Origin of the sequence: Silvimonas soli, from assembly GCF_030035605.1 — a bacterium.
GTDB classification, from domain to species: Bacteria; Pseudomonadota; Gammaproteobacteria; order Burkholderiales; family Chitinibacteraceae; genus Silvimonas; species Silvimonas soli.
In genome coordinates, this window is record NZ_CP106736.1 from 208,302 (window position 1) to 226,175 (window position 17,874).

Annotated in this window: 16 protein-coding genes; 6 read left to right on the top strand and 10 right to left on the bottom strand. The window is 56.0% G+C overall.

Annotation, left to right across the window (positions count from 1 at the left end; translation table 11 throughout):
• Positions 1 to 77 precede the first annotated feature (77 nt).
• Positions 78 to 1,145, top strand: a complete 1,068-nt coding sequence (locus N7220_RS00885; RefSeq protein ID WP_283149589.1) for a type II asparaginase — start codon at positions 78 to 80, stop codon at positions 1,143 to 1,145.
• A 366-nt stretch (positions 1,146 to 1,511) separates the two neighbouring features.
• Here N7220_RS00885 and dnaB read toward each other — a convergent pair whose 3' ends face one another.
• Positions 1,512 to 2,924 carry a replicative DNA helicase gene (dnaB, locus tag N7220_RS00890; protein ID WP_283149590.1) on the bottom strand — a complete coding sequence of 471 codons (1,413 nt, stop codon included), beginning with the start codon at positions 2,922 to 2,924 and terminating at the stop codon, positions 1,512 to 1,514.
• Between the two features lie 152 nt (positions 2,925 to 3,076).
• Here dnaB and N7220_RS00895 point away from each other — a divergent pair, with 152 nt between their 5' ends.
• The 4 genes from N7220_RS00895 (at position 3,077) to N7220_RS00910 (ending at position 4,954) form a co-directional block, all read left to right on the top strand.
• Entirely contained in the window at positions 3,077 to 3,505 is a 429-nt protein-coding gene (locus N7220_RS00895; RefSeq protein ID WP_283149591.1) for a type II toxin-antitoxin system RatA family toxin, read from the top strand.
• 30 nt (positions 3,506 to 3,535) lie between these two features.
• Positions 3,536 to 3,853: an RnfH family protein gene (locus N7220_RS00900; protein ID WP_283149592.1), complete on the top strand. Its 318-nt coding sequence runs from the start codon at positions 3,536 to 3,538 to the stop codon at positions 3,851 to 3,853.
• Positions 3,850 to 4,071 carry a DUF1737 domain-containing protein gene (locus tag N7220_RS00905; RefSeq protein WP_390901537.1) on the top strand — a complete coding sequence of 74 codons (222 nt, stop codon included), beginning with the start codon at positions 3,850 to 3,852 and terminating at the stop codon, positions 4,069 to 4,071. Before N7220_RS00900 ends, N7220_RS00905 begins: the two co-directional genes overlap by 4 nt.
• Positions 4,072 to 4,285: 214 nt before the next feature.
• The gene (locus tag N7220_RS00910) at positions 4,286 to 4,954 is read left to right on the top strand and encodes a YiaD family glycine zipper/OmpA-like lipoprotein (RefSeq protein WP_283149593.1); all 669 of its coding nucleotides are present in this window, start codon (positions 4,286 to 4,288) and stop codon (positions 4,952 to 4,954) included.
• 70 nt (positions 4,955 to 5,024) lie between these two features.
• Here N7220_RS00910 and N7220_RS00915 read toward each other — a convergent pair whose 3' ends face one another.
• The gene (locus tag N7220_RS00915) at positions 5,025 to 5,450 is read right to left on the bottom strand and encodes a DUF4124 domain-containing protein (RefSeq protein WP_283149594.1); all 426 of its coding nucleotides are present in this window, start codon (positions 5,448 to 5,450) and stop codon (positions 5,025 to 5,027) included.
• Between the two features lie 244 nt (positions 5,451 to 5,694).
• Here N7220_RS00915 and N7220_RS00920 point away from each other — a divergent pair, with 244 nt between their 5' ends.
• A complete protein-coding gene (locus N7220_RS00920) occupies positions 5,695 to 6,876 on the top strand; it encodes an AGE family epimerase/isomerase (protein ID WP_283149595.1) in 1,182 nt (393 codons plus the stop codon).
• A gap of 89 nt (positions 6,877 to 6,965) precedes the next feature.
• On the opposite strand, the gene N7220_RS00925 is transcribed toward N7220_RS00920, so the two are convergent.
• From N7220_RS00925 to N7220_RS00960, 8 genes are all read right to left on the bottom strand, one after another.
• On the bottom strand, positions 6,966 to 7,988 hold the full coding sequence (locus tag N7220_RS00925; RefSeq protein WP_283149596.1) for an adenosine deaminase: 1,023 nt from the start codon (positions 7,986 to 7,988) through the stop codon (positions 6,966 to 6,968).
• A gap of 254 nt (positions 7,989 to 8,242) precedes the next feature.
• Positions 8,243 to 9,037, bottom strand: coding sequence for a thymidylate synthase (locus tag N7220_RS00930; RefSeq protein ID WP_283149597.1), 795 nt, complete (start codon positions 9,035 to 9,037; stop codon positions 8,243 to 8,245).
• A gap of 57 nt (positions 9,038 to 9,094) precedes the next feature.
• The gene (locus tag N7220_RS00935; protein ID WP_283149598.1) at positions 9,095 to 11,170 is read right to left on the bottom strand and encodes a sensor histidine kinase; all 2,076 of its coding nucleotides are present in this window, start codon (positions 11,168 to 11,170) and stop codon (positions 9,095 to 9,097) included.
• Between the two features lie 38 nt (positions 11,171 to 11,208).
• A complete protein-coding gene (gene greB, locus N7220_RS00940) occupies positions 11,209 to 11,784 on the bottom strand; it encodes a transcription elongation factor GreB (protein WP_283149599.1) in 576 nt (191 codons plus the stop codon).
• A 42-nt stretch (positions 11,785 to 11,826) separates the two neighbouring features.
• Positions 11,827 to 13,083, bottom strand: coding sequence for a 23S rRNA pseudouridine(2605) synthase RluB (gene rluB, locus N7220_RS00945; RefSeq protein WP_283149600.1), 1,257 nt, complete (start codon positions 13,081 to 13,083; stop codon positions 11,827 to 11,829).
• A 156-nt stretch (positions 13,084 to 13,239) separates the two neighbouring features.
• On the bottom strand, positions 13,240 to 13,689 hold the full coding sequence (locus N7220_RS00950) for a hypothetical protein (protein WP_283149601.1): 450 nt from the start codon (positions 13,687 to 13,689) through the stop codon (positions 13,240 to 13,242).
• 164 nt (positions 13,690 to 13,853) lie between these two features.
• A complete protein-coding gene (mutS, locus tag N7220_RS00955) occupies positions 13,854 to 16,388 on the bottom strand; it encodes a DNA mismatch repair protein MutS (protein WP_283151463.1) in 2,535 nt (844 codons plus the stop codon).
• A gap of 289 nt (positions 16,389 to 16,677) precedes the next feature.
• Positions 16,678 to 17,712 carry a threonine aldolase family protein gene (locus N7220_RS00960; RefSeq protein WP_283149602.1) on the bottom strand — a complete coding sequence of 345 codons (1,035 nt, stop codon included), beginning with the start codon at positions 17,710 to 17,712 and terminating at the stop codon, positions 16,678 to 16,680.
• Positions 17,713 to 17,874 lie beyond the last annotated feature (162 nt).

Consider the following 17,874-nt stretch of genomic DNA (forward strand, 5'->3'; position numbering starts at 1 on the left):
CGCCGACAGTTTATTGAGTTGATCGATGTTTGACCAAAAGCGTCACCCTACCTGAAAACCCATGTCTGGAGATACGCATGCTCACCAAGATGCTGCAACGCGCACTATTTGTCGCCATCACGTGTAGTTCTGTTGTGGTTTACGCCGCCGACAAACTGCCCAATGTGGTGATCCTTGCCACTGGTGGCACCATCGCCGGGACTGGCGCCACCAGCACGACCACGGTGGGTTATACCGCAGCCAAGGTCGGCGTGGAAAAGCTGATCGAAGCGGTGCCAGAATTAAAGCAAGTGGCCAATGTTTCTGGCGAGCAGGTATTCCAGATTGCCAGTGAGAACATGACCAACGAGAACTGGCTGGTGCTGGCCAAGCGAGTGAACGAATTGCTCAAGCAAAGCAGCGTGGATGGCATTGTCATCACTCACGGCACCGACACCATCGAAGAAACGGCGTATTTCCTCAATTTGACCGTGAAGAGCAAAAAGCCAGTAGTGATTGTGGGTTCCATGCGCCCTTCCACTGCCATCAGCGCCGACGGCCCGATCAACCTGTATAACGCGGTGGCCGTTGCTGGCAGCCCGGACTCGGTCAATCGTGGCGTGCTGGTGGCCATGAACGACGAAATCCTCGGCGCTCGTGATGTCACCAAGACCAACACCATGCTTGCCAACACCTTCCGCTCGCCGGAACTGGGCGACTTGGGCTATATCGTTTCCGGCAAACCGCAGTTTTATCGTGCCACCACCAAAAAGCACACTTGGGAAACCGAGTTTGACGTATCAAAGATGGAGCATCTGCCCGCCATCGACATCGCCTATGGTTCGGCCAACGCCAATACCATCGCAATTGATGCGTTTGTTGCCGCTGGTGATGTCGGTATCGTTTATGCCGGTACCGGTGACGGCAGTCTGTCCACGCCCGTACGCGCCCGCCTGACCGAATTGCGCCAGAAAGGCATTTACATTCTGCGCTCATCCCGGGTCGGCAACGGCCCCACCCTGCGTAATGGCGAGAACGATGACGACAAGACTGACTTCGTCGTCTCCGACACCCTCAGCCCGCAAAAAGCCCGCATCTTGCTGATGCTGGCGCTGACCAAGACCAAAGATACCAAGGAGATTCAGCGGATGTTTTATACGTATTGAGTGGAAGAGTATGGCGCGAGAGCGAGGTTGTCTCGCTCTTGCTGGCTGAAGTGAGGAGATACGGGTTAGCTTGGTCATCATTGCCACCCCGGATTCTCGCTTCGCTTCATCCGGGCTACGTGCTCTTCGCATTCCCAGCCTTGGCGGCCCACGGTGAACGTCGCCGCTGGATTCCCGCCTTCGCGGGAAGGACGATGTAATTGGTGTGCATGGCGGCTCTGCTGTTGCTGGGGCAACTAACTCTGGCATTCCACACCGCAAACCACGCCGACCAAGAGCCGGAGACCCAAGCTCCGGCCGACGGAGGGAACGCGGGTTGCTCCCGCCTTACCCGCCAGACTCGAACAACCACTGCGTCAAACCCACTTACTCCAGATCCCCCGACCACCCATCCGGCTTCACCAGCGCATTATCAAAGCGCGAATACTTGCCGATAAATACCAGCGGCACCTTGCCGGTCGGGCCATTCCGGTGCTTGCCGACGATACATTCCGCCAGACCTTTGAATTGCGAGTCCGGGTTGTAGTACTCATCCCGATACATAAACATGATGATGTCGGCATCCTGCTCAATTGCGCCGGATTCGCGCAAGTCAGACATCATGGGGCGTTTGTCGGTACGTTGCTCCACCGAGCGCGACAACTGCGAAAGCGCAATAATCGGACATTTGAGTTCTTTGGCCAGTGACTTCAAACCGCGTGAGATTTCGCCCAGTTCGGTTGCCCGGTTCTGGTCTTTGGCCCCTGCCCGGCCCGCCATCAACTGCAAATAGTCGATCACGATCAAACCCAACTGACCATGCTGTCGCGCCAGTCGTCGTGATTTGGTGCGGATGTCCAGCGCGGTCAAAGCGCCGGTTTCTTCAATGAAGATGGGCGCCTCGGACAAGCGATTGATCGCGTAGGTCAGCTTGGTCCAATCTTCATCCTCGAACTTGCCGGTCTTGAGCTTGTGCAGGTCGATCTTGCCGATCGAACCCACCATCCGCATGCCCAATTGCGCCGCGCCCATTTCCATGGAGTAAATCGCCACCGGCAAACGCAATTCGGTGCCTACGTGTTCAGCTATGTTGACCGAGAACGCGGTTTTACCCATGGATGGACGACCCGCCACGATCACCAGATCGCCCGGTTGCAGACCGGAAGTCATTTTATCCAGATCAAAAAAACCGGTCGCCACGCCGGTGACCTCAGACAGGTTGTCTTGTTTGTAGAGGTAGTCGATCTTCTCGACGATTTCTTTCAAGATCGGCGGCATGGCAATAAAGCCCTGCTGCCCTTTAGCCGACTGCTCGGCGATCTGGAATACGCGTGATTCAGCTTCATCCAGCAACGCTGAGGCTTCTCGTCCACCCGGATTGTAGGCCGCATCGGCGATCTCAGTGGCGACGCTGGCGAGCTGTCGCATCACCGATTTTTCGCGCACGATTTCACCATAACGGCGAATGTTGGCGGCAGAAGGTGTGTTTTGTACCAGCGCGCCCAGATAAGCCAGGCCGCCGATATAAGAAAGCTCGTTATTGTTGTCCAGCGACTCGGACACGGTAATCACGTCGGCGGGACGGTTGTGTTCGATCATCTTGACGATGTGTTGCCAGATGCGGCGATGGTCGTCGCGATAGAAGTCCTGCTCGTTGATAATGTCGGCAATCCGGTCAAACGACGGGTTGTCCAGTAACAGGCCACCCAGCACGGATTGCTCAGCTTCTACCGAATGCGGCGGCAGGCGCAGGCTATCAAGTTGCGTGTCATTCTGTGGGGCGGTAGGATGCTCGGTCATTTTGTAAATCGCCGTTCCTCTGATTTGCGGTTTTTCATTCGATTCCAACTACAGACACCAGGCAAAAACAAAACTGGCTGGCCTGATGCGATGATACGTTTCAGCGTTGATCGCTTCTCGTAAAAAGCCCGTTAGTTTACGCCGCAATACAGATGCAGTGCATACGAAAATCCCTGCTGGTACCGCATAGCGCCGAGCGCATGTTCAATCTGGTCGAACGGGTTGAAGACTACCCCAAATTTCTGCCCTGGTGCGGCGGTGTGGAGGTGCACGAGCATACCGATACCGTGCTGGATGTCACGGTACGGATAGAGTTCATGAAGGTCAAAACCTTCTTTCGCACCCGTGACATCAAAACCACCAATACCATCGACATGCATTTTGTAGACGGCCCGTTCAAAACGCTGCACGGACTGTGGACATTTACGCCGCTGGACGAAGATGCCTGCAAAATCGAATTTGCGCTGGATTACGAGTTCTCCAATCGCGTGATTGAAGCCGTGATTGGCCCGGTGTTCAGTAAAATCACTTCTACTTTTGTCGATGCGTTTATCCAGCGCGCCGACAGACTCTACGGTTAATACCATCAGGTAACTCAGGAACGCGCCATCATGAGCCATGACATTAGCGTCGAAGTGGTCTACGCCACGCGTGACAAGCAAAAACTGGTCAGTATCAAAGTGCCTGAAGGCACTACCGCAGAAGAAGCCGTACGTCGCTCCGGCATTCTGGCCGAGTTTCCGGAAATTGATCTGGCCGTGAACAAGCTGGGGGTTTTTGCCAAGGCGGTGAAATCCGATACCGTGCTGCGCGAAAAAGACCGGGTAGAAATCTATCGCCCGCTAATTGCCGATCCTAAAGAAGTGCGCCGCCAGCGCGCAGCAGAAGGCAAGGTCATGAAAAAAGGCGGCGGTACCGGCGAAGAATGAGTCCGCTGCTCCCGCCAGACAATCTGCCGGTTTATCGCTTGCTAACCGGCCCGGACGACGCCGCCTTCTGCCGCCGAGTAAGTGAGGCCTTGGCGCTGGGCTATGTCTTGTATGGATCCCCCGCAGCCACCTTCAATGGCACCAGCGTGATTGTGGCGCAGGCCGTTGTCTGGCCCGCAGCCCGCGACTTCCGCGGCATTGGTGAGTCCGTCCGCTAAGCAAGCGCTGCATCTGCCAGCAAGATGACGACTCGCATAAATTCGTCCGGGCTTAAGTCACTCAAGCAGATATGCACAGGTCAAGTCAGTCACCCCACTTTTCGCTCTTGCTGGCAGGTAAATCCTCCACATAGGGCATCTGGCAACGACGGGGGATAATCCGCACCACCGCTCATTCATCACTTCAAAACATCCCTTATAAACGGAGAACCGCATGCGTAAAGTTGTTATTCCCGCGCTGATCAGCGCTTTGCTACTGTCTGCTTGCGCCAATGACCTTGGCGACAAACGCAGTATGAACAATACCGAAAGCGGTGCCGTGATTGGCGCCGTGGGTGGCGCCGCTATCGGCGCACTGGTCGACAAGAACCATCGCGGCAAAGGTGCGCTGATTGGTGCGGTGGGCGGTGGTCTGGCTGGCGGCGCCGTCGGCGCATACATGGATAAACAAGCCAAAGATTTGCAAAAACAACTGGCTCCGGAAATTCAAGCTGGCAATATCATTTTGCAAAAGCAAAGTGATAGCCAGTTGATTGTAACCATGACTTCGGCCACTGGTTTTGACACCAATTCCAGCACGGTTAAATCGGGCTTCACGCCAACGCTGAATAAAATCTCCAGCGTGGTCAATCAATACGGCAAGACCACCATTGCCGTGATTGGCTACACCGACAACGTCGGCAAGGCCGATTACAACCTGGCATTGTCGCAACGCCGCGCACAAGCCGTGAACGACTATCTGGTTGGTCGCCAGGTCAATCCGGTTCGGTTGACGTCGGAAGGTCGCGGCGTCGCGGAGCCTCGCGCCACCAATGCCACCGAAGCTGGTCGGGCGATGAATCGACGCGTTGTGTTAGTGATTAACGCGGTGACAGCCAGCTAATGCAGCCGGGCGCACGCCAACAGAAAAGCCCCCGAATTCGGGGGCTTTTTGTTGGGTAAGAAAGCCCGACTTATTCGCAAACCTTCTTGATCGTATCGTTCATCTTGTCGATTTCCGCCTGCTTTCTGGTGGAATCCAGCATCTCCACTTCCCCTTTTTCATTGATAGAGGAAAGTTTTGTAGCATTCTGCAGGAACGATAGCCGGGTTCTAGCGGCATCGCAGGCTTTGGGGTCTTTTTGCGACGCAGCTTGGCCGTTGGCCGGAGCAGAAGCTTCAGCAGCAGAACCAGTATTGCTCTGAGACTGGTACTTGCTTGCAGGCAAAGCGCTCACCGGCATGCTTTTAACATTAACCACCTGGGCTTTACCCTGGGCTGCAGTCGGTGGCGTATCCGAATACTGGGTGTTGCCGTTCGCATCTTTCCACTTGTAAATCTGGGCCTGCGCCAGTGCAGCGCATCCGCACAACACGGCCAATGCCAACAGATATCGCATAGTCCTGCTCCCAACAGTTATTGGTTTAATTCTCATATTGAAATCTAACTCGCTTACAGATTAACGGCAAGCGTGGGGGGATACTGTACAGACTGGGTGTACCATCCACCGTAAAATTGCTGCTGATTTCAACTCGGACGCAAGTATAGGTGGCAACCGTGTGCATCGGGCTCGTGCCGCGATGGACGCCCAGTTTCCGCCGCCGTCCGTATCCCCTCTTCCCCATTTTTTGGCTGGAGACGCAATGAGCATTGATCAACCCGATTTTCGCAGCCGCCCTTTTTTGCTGGACCATATCCGTCACACGATGTCGTTCTACGACCCGCGTTCGGTTGATGCCAACGGCGGCTTCTATCATTACTACAAAGATGACGGCACGATTTACGACAAATCGACGCGTCATCTGGTCTCGTCCACCCGGTTTGTTTTCAACAACGCCATGGCATGGCTGCAATTTCAAAAGCCGGAATATCAAGAACGCGTCAAACACGGTCTGGACTTCATCCGCAATGTACACCGCAATCCGCAAACCGGTGGTTATGCCTGGGTGCTGAGCGACGGCAAAGTGGTGGATGCTACTAACCAATGTTACGGCCTGGCGTTTGTGATTCTGGCCTATGCCTGCGGCGTGCGCGCCGGGTTTAGCGAAGCCAAAGCCTGGCTGGCCGAAACGTTTGATCTGATGGAACAGCATTTCTGGCTGCCAGAACATGGCATGTACGGCAGCGAAGCCAGCGCCGACTGGGTGCTGACTGATTACCGCGGTCAGAACGACAACATGCACGCCTGCGAAGCCATGCTGGCGGCATTTGAAGCCACCGGCGAGGCGCGCTACCTGGAACGGGCCAAGACCCTGGCCAAGAATTTCACCATCGTGCAAGCCGGGCGCACCGGCGGGCAAGTCTGGGAGCATTTCCGGACCGACTGGACCCCTGACCTGGAATACAACAAGGGCGACCGCACCAATATCTTCCGCCCGTGGGGTTTCCAGACCGGGCACCAGACCGAATGGGCCAAGCTGCTGCTGATTCTGGATCGCCACGCCCCGGCAGAATGGCACCTGGACCGCGCCAAAGAACTGTTTGATCGCGCCATGGAACATGGCTGGGACGAAAAGAACGGTGGTCTGGTCTATGGCTACGACCTGCAAGGCCAGCTCTACGATGGCGACAAGTATTTCTGGGTACAGGCCGAATCGTTCGCCGCGGCCGCCTTGCTGGCCCAGCGCACAGGTGAGGCCAAATATTGGCAGTGGTACGACCGCATCTGGGCCTACAGCTGGGAGCATTTTGTTGATCACCAATATGGCGCCTGGTATCGCATCTTGACACCAGAAAACGCCAAAGTGGATGACGAGAAATCGCCCGCCGGCAAGACGGACTACCACACCATGGGTGCGTGCTACGAAGTGCTTAATGTAGTTTGAGCTTGCTCGTCTTGTGGGCAACCAACAAAAAACCGCCAGTTATTCCTTGGCGGTTTTTTGTTGGTTCAGGCAATCACTAATGCGCTGGATTACTCGCCGCGCCAATCCCGATATACATCGTCGATTTCTGCCAGCAATACGTCGCGACGCGCCGAATCCAGCCAGCTGGCTTCAATGCTATTTCTAGCCAGCTTGACTACTTCTTGCGCGGTCAAACCCAGTGCACCGACACACGCCACGAAGTTGTCATTCACGTAGCCCCCAAAATACGCCGGATCATCCGAATTGATGGTGACTTTCAGCCCGCGAGCCAGCATCTCGCGCAGCTTGTGCTCGCGCATATCCTGGTAGACCTTGAGCTTGACGTTAGACAGCGGGCACACCGTCAGCGGCGTTTGTTCCTGCGCCAGCCGCGCCATCAACGCTTCGCTTTCAATCGCCCGCACGCCGTGGTCAATCCGTGTTACCTGCAGGATATCCAGCGCTTCTTCGATGTATGCGGGTGGGCCTTCTTCGCCCGCATGCGCTACCACCGGCAAACCTAGCTCTCGGCATAGCGCAAACACGCGAGTGAACTTGGAAGGTGGATGACCCATTTCGCTGGAATCGAGCCCAATGCCGTCAATGCGGTGCAAAAACGGCTTGGCTTCCTCTAATGTGGCCAGTGCGTCAGCCTCGGACAAGTGCCGCAAGAACGACATGATGATGCGAAAGCTGATGCCCCACTCACGCTCGGCCTGCAGCATGGCGCGGCGAATGCCACCGATCACGTCACCAAATGCCACACCGCGTTCGGTATGCGTCTGCGGATCAAAAAAGATTTCAACATGACGCAAGTTATCGGCGTGCGCGTGTTCCAGATAAGCCCAGGTCAGGTCGTAAAAATCGGTTTCAGTCAGCAAGACGCTGGCACCGGCGTAATACAGATCCAGAAACGACTGCAAATCCGAAAAATCATAGGCAGCGCGCAATGCCTCAACATTGGGCCAGGCCAGTTTCACGCCATGACGCTCGGCCAAACGAAAAGCCAGTTCGGGTTCGAGCGTGCCTTCGATGTGTAGATGTAGCTCGGCTTTGGGCAAGGCGCAGGCTAGCGCGGCAATATTGGACATCCAGAACTCCTGTGTCGTCAGTCGGGACCGACACGATCAAATCAACAAAGAAAAAATGATACGCCAACCGTAGGGCTAAGCTGATTTCCCATTTTTCGCCGCAGATACCTGGCGGGATTTGGGGGAACGATCAGCAATGTAACCGGCGGCACTTCCATCAAGATAGTTGTAAAGCGTGGCTGTCACACAATGCGCTATGGGTGCCAAATGAAAAGCCCGCCATACGGCGGGCCTGTGCCAGAGAAAGTCAGCGATTACACGGCTACAGCGCCTTTGAGCGCCGGATGCGGGTCGTAACCTTCCAGCGTGAAGTCTTCGTATTCAAAATCGAAAATATCGCGCTTGGCTGGATTGAGCTTCATGGTCGGCAAGTTGCGCGGATCGCGACTCAACTGGGTTTTGACTTGTTCGAGGTGGTTCAAATAAATATGGCAATCCCCGCCAGTCCAGACAAAGTCGCCCGGCTGCAGATCGCAGGCCTGAGCCATCATCAGCACCAACAAAGCGTACGAGGCAATATTGAACGGTACGCCCAGGAACAGATCTGCCGAGCGCTGATACAACTGGCAAGACAATTTGCCGTCAGCCACATAAAACTGGAAGAACGCGTGGCATGGCGGCAAGGCCATGTTTTCGATCTCACCCACGTTCCAGGCGGACACGATGATGCGCCGCGAATCCGGGTTGGTCTTCAGTTGCTTGACGACCTGACTGATCTGGTCGATATGGCGACCATCTGCGGTTGGCCAACTACGCCATTGCGAGCCATATACCGGGCCCAGCTCACCATCTTCACGCGCCCACTCGTTCCAGATGGTCACGCCATGCTCTTGCAGCCAGCGCACATTGGTGTCGCCACGCAAGAACCACAGCAGTTCGTAGGCAATCGATTTGAGATGGGTTTTCTTGGTGGTGACCAGCGGAAAACCTTCCGCCAGATTAAAGCGCATCTGATGCCCAAACACGCTCAGGGTGCCGGTGCCGGTGCGGTCTTCTTTCTTTACGCCATGGTCAAGAACGTGTTGCAGCAAGTCGAGATACTGGCGCATGAATCAAAAGCTCCACGAGAAAACGGTATTCACAAAGACGGGCATTTTACCCTTAAATCACCCCTGACTGGATAGCGGCAATGCAACCGAGAACGTCGCGCCGTGCCCTAACTGGCTCTGGCAATGCACGGTGCCCTGCATACCTTCGGCCAAGCGTTTGACGATGGATAAACCCAAGCCAGTGGCATGCTCACCACCCGTTGGCACGGCAGAAAGACGGCTGAATTTAAGGAACAGTTTGTCCATTTCATGCAGCGCGATCCCCGGACCTTGATCCGACACACGGATTTCCACGCAGTCGCCACGCGGCACAGCAGTAACGGTAATGGACGACTGCGCGGGTGAATACTTGGAGGCATTCGACAGCAAGTTATCAAGGATCTGCCACAGCGCCTGGCGATCTGCCAGCACCGACATGCCACAAGGCAACCAGGCCACAGTTTGCGATTTATCCTGCAGCCGCGCATCCCAGCTTTGCAGCAACTCGGCCATCAGCGGGTCAATCTCGACCGGGTCAACCTCGATGCGAAACTGCCCGGATTCCAGCGCATGGATATCCAGCAAATTGCCGACAATCTGCTGCAAGCGTTCGGCCAGCTTCTGAATGCCCAGCAAGCGCCCTTTTACGCGCTCGGCTGGCCACTCGCCCAGCTTGCCTGCAACCAGCCCAGCCATGCCGCCAATACTGGCGACGGGGTTTTTGAGGTCATGCGCGGCAATGGCCAGCAATTCGTTCTTTTCATCATTCAAATGGGTCAATTGGCGGTTAGCGCCTTGCAATTCCTGATTGCTCTGCGCCAGTTCGGCCGTGCGCTCGGTTACCTGGTCTTCCAGCTGTTGGCGGTGATTGGCCACTTTGTGTGCCATGGCATCAAAACTGCGCGCCAGCTCACCCAGTTCATCATCCCGATGCACATCCAGCTGATCAGTTGTATTCCCGTGAGCCAGAGATTGGATAGCCGTTTTCAACCGGGCCAGCGGCCGCGCTACGTCGACTTTGAGCACCCACGCCAGCAAGCCCAGCTCCACCAGCAAGGCCACTAGCCCCAGCAGCAACACCATGCTGGCGGCAATGGCCGCTTTTTCCTGCAACAATCGTTTGGGATAAACCACCACAAACATCCAGTTGGCACCGGAGATATTGGACACGCCCAGCCACGAACGCCCGTCAGCGGATTCGACAAACGGCTGCGTGGTGGTCGCCTTGAGTGCGGCGTAGTACAAATCGCGTAACGATGGATCATTAGCGGTACGCAGATCGTATTGGCCTCGTGCTTGGTGTATCTGCGTCATGCGGTCGGCATGGGCAATCAACGAGCCCGCACGGGTGACGATAAAATTGTAAGTGCCCGCAATGCTGACGCTATTGGTGCGCTGGATTAGTTGATCCAGCAACACGTCCTGGCCCGAACCACCAATGTAGCGGCCCATGTAGTCGATGGGCGTCACCACTGACACCATCCATTCCATTGCCTGTTTGTCGAAGTAAATACCGCTCCAGAATGTTTTGCGGTCCGGATTACGCGCGGGGGTTTCGTCCAGTTCAACATCCAGATCCACCGCAAAATCCGCCACCGAACCATTACGGCCGTAGTTCAGATCGGGCAAAAACATGATATTGCCGTCTGACACATTCAAATCAACGTAGGTGTCGTAATAACGGTTGCGATTGGCCTGACCAAACTGGCCAGCCAGTTCGTACGCCAGCAAGGTCTGGCGCATGAAATCGTCAGTGAGCTGAACTCGCGGCAGAATCGCCACGGTGGCTTTATATTCGAAATCATCCAGCTCGGGGCGCACTCGCCACATGCCATCCCGATCTTGCTTGATTAGACGGTGGAACTCGGGGGATGGATCGTAGCTCTGCATCAACGCGTAACGCCGCACAAATTCGTTACGCAGCAGTTTGGTATTGGTTTCCGCTTGCAAGAACAAATTGCTCTCAAGCTGGCTGCGCGCCTCGATGTACTTGCCCAGATTGGCCAGCGCTTCGGCCTGATAACGGGTGTAGCTGTAGTAATAACCGAGGGCGGAAAGAATCAGCGATGCCAGCGCAATGCGGCAGGCCATATTGCGCAATACGCGGCGAAACAGGCTGGCGGAGGAAGATGTAAGTTGGTCTGATCCTGTCATGCCAAGAGCATACAGAGCCAGCCCAACCCGGGCAAAGCTTACGGCTGTCGGTCAGGGAAAACTGTATCCACCGCGACATACATCACCGACAGGATTTCCAGTTCTTCCACGCCGGCTGGCGTACGCAACAAAACGGCGTCGCCTTCGCGCGCCTTGAGCAAGGCCCGGGCGACCGGGGAAGTCCAACTAATGTGGTTCTGTTTGAGATCGGTTTCGTCTACGCCAACAATGCTGACGGTTTCTTCTCGACCATCTTCCCGCGCGTAACTCACCGTCGCCCCAAAGAACACCTGATCGGTGTCTTCGCGGGTTTCCGGATCAACCACTTCGGCGTTTTCCAGCCGCTTGGTCAAAAAGCGGATGCGCCGATCAATCTCGCGCAAGCGCCGTTTGCCATACAAGTAGTCACCGTTTTCCGAGCGATCACCGTTACTGGCCGCCCAGTTCACCACTTGCGTGAGTTCCGGGCGCTCTTTGTTCACCAGCTGATGCAGCTCTTCGCGCAGGTTTTTCCAGCCACCGGGCGTGATGTAGTTCTTGCTGCCCGCCGGAACCTGTAGCTCTGGCGGCAGATCATCATCGTCATCGGATTCTTTGGTAAATGCCTTGTTCATATTGCGACCTTCAAACCAGGCCAGGCGGGCATACCGTCTGGCTTAGAATTCCTTGGCAACACCATTCAGACGCAAGTCGGCCCATTTGAGCGCCGTCAACACTTCGGTTTCGTTCAGTTCATAGAACTGGCCGCGTTTGAGACGCGCTGGCAACACGAACATGCCAAAGCGCACACGCATCAAACGGCTGACTGGGATCTCGAAGTGCTCGAACATGCGGCGGACTTCGCGGTTACGCCCTTCTTTGAGCACCACACGATACCAGCGGTTTTTACCTTCACCACCAGAATCGGAGATATGGTCAAAGTGAGCCGGACCGTCATCGAGCTCGATCCCGGCGGTCATGGTTTTCATTTGCTCGCCGGTCAGTTCACCCATCACCCGCGCGGCATATTCACGCTCCACCTCAAAACTGGGGTGAGTCATGCGGTTGGCCAGATCACCGGAAGTTGTAAACAGCAGCAAACCACTGGTGTTGAAGTCCAGACGGCCAATGGCCACCCACTTGCTGGATGCCAGCTTGGGCAGGCGCTCGAACACGGTGACTCGACCTTGTGGGTCATCACGCGTTACCAGTTCGCCTTCTTGTTTGTGGTACATCACAATGCGCGGCAGGCGATCCGGCCAGCGCAGACTGACGCGTTTGCCGTCCACGCGAACATCGTCGCCTTGCTTGACCTTGGTACCCAGCTCAGCAATTTTGCCATTCACCGAAACGCGCCCTTCTGAAACCCAGGTTTCCGCTTCGCGACGTGAACCCCAACCGCTGAATGCCAGCGCTTTTTGCAGGCGTTCTTCGCCCACTTGATCCGGCGTCAGGCGTTTGGCGCGCAATTGCTTTTGTTGTTCAACCTGCTTGGCCGAGCCGTGGCGTACCGCCAGCTTCTTGGCCTTGGCCACAGTACCCCGTGGCTTGCGTGGCTTGCTGATGCCTTCTTGCTCTGGTGTCGTTCCGGCCGCTGCGGCGGCGGTCGGCGGACGGGTGTTCGCTGGTCGCGCTGTGGTGGCATTGCGGATACGGGCACCTGCGGCCTTGGCCGCCGGCTTGTCGGTCGCTGGCATGCCGGCCTGAATACGGCTACCACCCGACTTGGGCGCACGCCCCACTCCCGCCGGCTTGGCACCGGTCTTGGCCGTGGTGCGGCTGCTGCCTGCCGTCTCGTCGCGTGGCCCGCTGTGCCAGTTATCGGAGGCGTCTTTGCTACGAACCCGCTTGGCGCGCGTGGCGGCCTGCAGATTCCCCTCTGATTTTTGTTCGCGAATAGCGGGTTGCGGCCGGCGGGCGCGAGTGGTTTTCATGCGATGCTTCCTGAAGACAATCAGTGATTATATCCTGCTGCGGCCCTTCTCCGGGCTTTTGCACTCTTAATGCAGGCAGGATTAGCGAGCCAGCAAAAACAAAAACCGCCAACTGGCGGTCTTTGTTTTATCCAAACCTGGTCCAATCTGGCCGAATCACTCGCCGGAAAAAAAACCAATGCTGCCCAAACTAGTCAGTCCCAGATTGAAATGCTGCCCCTCAGTCGTCTGGCCAGTGCCGCGCAATTCAGCCCGGCGCAAGATTTCATGCAGCACTTCTACTTCTTTAAACCACTTCAGCAGTCGGGTATCGGCGTTGATGAACGATTCGATCTTTTCCTTACCGAAATGGTCACCTAACACCACAATCTTGCCACCTTCATCACTGCGTAGCTGAATGGCCGGTGGAACCGTCAGGCCTATCCGGGCCAAGTGGTCACCCACGTCATCACCAAAACGCTTGAGTTCAGAGGCTGCTTTGGACCGAATATCGTTGAGCTTGATGCCCTCTTCTGTATCCGTCAGTCCAAGAAACCGCGCAATTCCTACATCCAGTGCATCGTCGCCACCCGCCGATTGGTTCACCGGCTCACTTGCAATGTTCACAATCTACTCCTCAAAGTCTGTTTTTATTGGTCTTTGCTGGAACAGCTATCTGTAGCACGAATCGAATCGTAGCAAACGACCCTATAAACGATAGGGGAAATAGACGGACGGTCCAATGCACAAAACGCCCTATATCGGTGCGCTTACGAATGTAATAAATGCGCTTACTGGGAGGTTTGCAACGCTTTTAAAGCATACAAAGCTTGCAGCGCTTCTCGCGGGGTAAGATCGTCTGGGTTGATTTTTGTCAAAGCCTCAACCAACTCGTCAGGCGCTGCCTCAGGCGCAGGCTCTTCTACGGTTGGCGCAGCAAACAGGTCGCCCTGGAGGCCATTAGAGATGCTACTTTGCTCCAGCTCTAGCAGTTTACGTCTCGCTTGGCGCACCACATCACGCGGCACCCCAGCCAGACTGGCCACCGCTACGCCATAGCTTTGCGACGCCGGGCCTTCTTGTACGGCATGCAAAAACACAATCTTGTCTTTGTGCTCAACGGCATCCAGATGCACGTTGGCCACCTGCAAATAATCTTGCGCCAAGCGGGTCAGCTCAAAATAGTGTGTGGCAAACAAAGTATAAGCACGATTCTTTTCGATCAACGCCCGGGCGATCGCCCACGCCAGCGCCAGACCATCAAAAGTCGAGGTGCCACGACCAACTTCATCCATCAACACCAGCGAATGCTCGGAAGCATTGTTCAGAATATTGGCTGTTTCGGTCATTTCCACCATAAAGGTTGAGCGCCCGCCCGCCAGATCATCTGACGCACCAATGCGGGTGAAGATGCGATCCACCTTGCCGATCACCGCTTTGTCTGCGGGGACCCATGAGCCGACGTGCGCCAAAAGCACGATTAACGCGACCTGGCGCATATAGGTTGACTTACCACCCATATTTGGCCCGGTAATCAGCAGCAATTTGCGTGTGTTATCAAACTGCACTCCATTGGGGATGAAATCGTCGATCTGCGCTTCAACCACCGGATGCCGGCCGGATTCGATATTCAGGACTGGGTCATCGATAAATTCCGGCGCCACATAATTACACTCAACCGCGCGCGATGCCAGGCACGCCAGCGTATCGGCAGTTGCAGCGGCATGAGCGGCCAAGCGCAGTGCAGGCAGGTGTGGCTGCAACTGTTCAAGCAAGTCTTCGTACAGCTGTTTTTCCAACGCCAGCGCCCGGTCTTGAGCGGACAGCGCTTTATCTTCAAATTGCTTAAGCTCTGGCGTAATAAAGCGCTCGCAATTTTTCATCGTCTGGCGGCGGCGATATTCGGGCGGCACCTGGTCCAGATACGAATTGGTGACTTCAATAAAGAAGCCTGCCACACGGTTGTACTCCACGCGCAGATTGGCAATGCCGGTACGCTCGCGCTCTTGCGCTTCCATTTGCGCCAGAAACTCGCCACCACCAACCTGGATGGTACGCAGTTCGTCCAGATCGGCCGAATAGCCATCTGCCACTACCCCACCCTCACGCAACACGACCGCTGGCTCAGGCTTGATGGCCGCTGTGAGCAAAGCATGTAGCGCCGGATCGGGTTGCAACGCCAAAGCCAGGCTGCTGAAAAACGGGGTTTGCGGCAAGCTGTCAGGCAGAGCCGTCAAGGCGCCCAGACTATCGCGCAAACTGGCAAGATCGCGCGGGCGAGCGCTGCGCAACGCAATACGGCTGGCGATACGTTCAATGTCAGCGACTTCGTTGAGCGCACGGTGGATATCAATATAAGCGCCACTTTCCACCAATGAGCCAATCGCGCTTTGGCGCTCCAGTATCTGCCCATGCCCACGCAGTGGGTGATGCAGCCAGTGTCGCAGCAGCCGCGACCCCATGCCGGTAGCGCAACAATCCAGCAACGAGAACAGCGTGGGCGAGGCCTCGCCGCGGATCGTCTCGGTGAGTTCCAGATTGCGTCGGGTGGCGGCATCCAGCTCGATAAACTGGGTATGGCTTTCCACGCGCAGACCCGCCAGCTGCGGCACCGTACCACCTTGCGTGGTGCGTACATATTCCAGCAGCGCCCCCGCCGGACCCAGCGCCAACGTGGTGTCGGTAACGCCAAACCCCGCCAGATCGTGCACATTGAAATGCCGCGCCAGATTACGACTGGCGCTTTCCCGATCAAACTGCCAAGGCGATAAACGCCGGACCGGCGCACTGATCTGATCAAACAGAGCCAGCGCAGCGCCGTCCGGAATCAAGATTTCAGCCGGACGCAATCGCTCCAGTTCGGAGATCAGCTTCTCGACGGTGGTATCCATCAAGGCGAAATCACCTGAAGCCAGCGACAACCAAGCCATGCCCAGTGCGCCTTTCTCCAGCGTCAGCGCCAGAATACGGTTCTCTTGTTTGTCATCCAGCAAGGCAGCATCAGACAAGGTGCCCGGCGTTACCAGACGCACCACCCGACGCTCCACCGGACCTTTAGTCGTAGCGGGATCACCAAACTGCTCGCAGATCGCCACCGACTCACCAAACTTGACCAGCTTGGCCAGATATTGCTCCACTGCGTGGTACGGTACCCCCGCCATCCGGATCGGCTCCCCCGCCGACTGCCCGCGAGTGGTTAGCGTGATATCCAGCAACTTCGAAGCCTTCACCGCATCATCGTAAAACAGCTCGTAAAAATCGCCCATGCGATAAAAAACAAACTTGTCCGGATGATCTGCCTTGAGCGCCAGGTATTGCGCCATCATCGGTGTGTGATGAGTGGACGAATCCACCTTGGTACTTTTGGTCTTCGGTTTGGTTGGATCTACAGCCATTTATTCCTCTTCAAGCGGCCTGATGCCGCCATATTGCATATTCTGTAAGCAGCGGGGGCGCTGCGGCTTGGGCGCTATTTTAGCGTGAGTGAGACGGACTAGCTGAACGACCTACAGCTCAAAATGAAAAAAGCTGGCAAGTGCCAGCTGTATTTCTCCGCTGAGGCTAAGGACACCATTTCTTTAGCCTCAGCGCGTCCTCAATTTGTCGTCGCTCTTTTCAGGATGCAAGGCTGCCTTCCACATCCCCCACCAACTCATCCACCTGCTCCACGGTCGTCGCCCAAGAACAAACAAACCGGGCGCCACCGGCACCGATAAAGCTGTAAAACGCCCAGCCCTTGTCCTTCAGTCCATCCACTGCCATTTGCGGCAGGCTCACGAATACGGCATTGGCTTGCACGGGGAACATCAGGCCCACGCCAGGCAGGCGAGATAATGCGTCTCCAAGGCGGGTGGCCATGGCATTGGCGTGTGCGGCGCGGGTTAGCCAGGCGTTTTCTGCCAGCATGCCGACCCATGGCGCTGTCATGAAGCGCATTTTGGATGCCAGTTGGCCGGCTTGTTTGCAGCGATAAGCAAAGTCTTGCGCCAGTTGATGGTTAAAGAACACCACGGCCTCGCCCACTGGCATGCCCATCTTGGTGCCGCCGAAGCTGAGTACGTCTACGCCTGCACGCCAAGTGATATCGGCGGGACTGACACCCAAATGCGCCACTGCATTAGCAAAGCGTGCGCCGTCCATATGGAACGACAAGCCCATCTCGCGGCAGGCGTGGCCGATGGCTTGTACTTCTTCCAGCGAATAAACAGTGCCGACTTCGGTGGATTGGGTGATGGTGACGGCGCGGGGCTTCGGGTAATGGATATCCGTACGGGCGGCGATCAAGCGGGCGATGCCTTCAACATCCAGCTTGCCGTGCTCGCCATCTGCCAGCAGCAGCTTGGTGCCGTTGGAGAAGAACTCCGGGCCGCCGCATTCGTCGGTTTCTACATGCGAGAGCTTGTGGCAAACAATGCTGTGATAACTCTGGCACAGCGAGGCCAGCGCTAGCGAATTGGCCGCGGTGCCATTAAATACAAAGAACACATCACAGTCGGTTTCAAAGACATCACGAATGGCATCACAGGCGCGGCGAGTCCATTCGTCGTTGCCATAAGAAGCCATATTGTCGCGATTGGCTTCAATAAATGAAGCAAGCGCTTCGGGGCAAATGCCTGAGGTATTGTCGCTGGCGAATTCAGTACGTTGCATGGGCGGGATATCCATTCTCAAGTGGTCGAGCGGGCTTGTGGCCAGCGGTGCCGTGATTGACGTCAAGTAGCATCAACTAGCAATTAGACCAGACCGCAATGGCAGCACTCAACCCGTTTCTGCGCTTATATGAGAGGGATTCATGCAACAAAAGGGCGACGC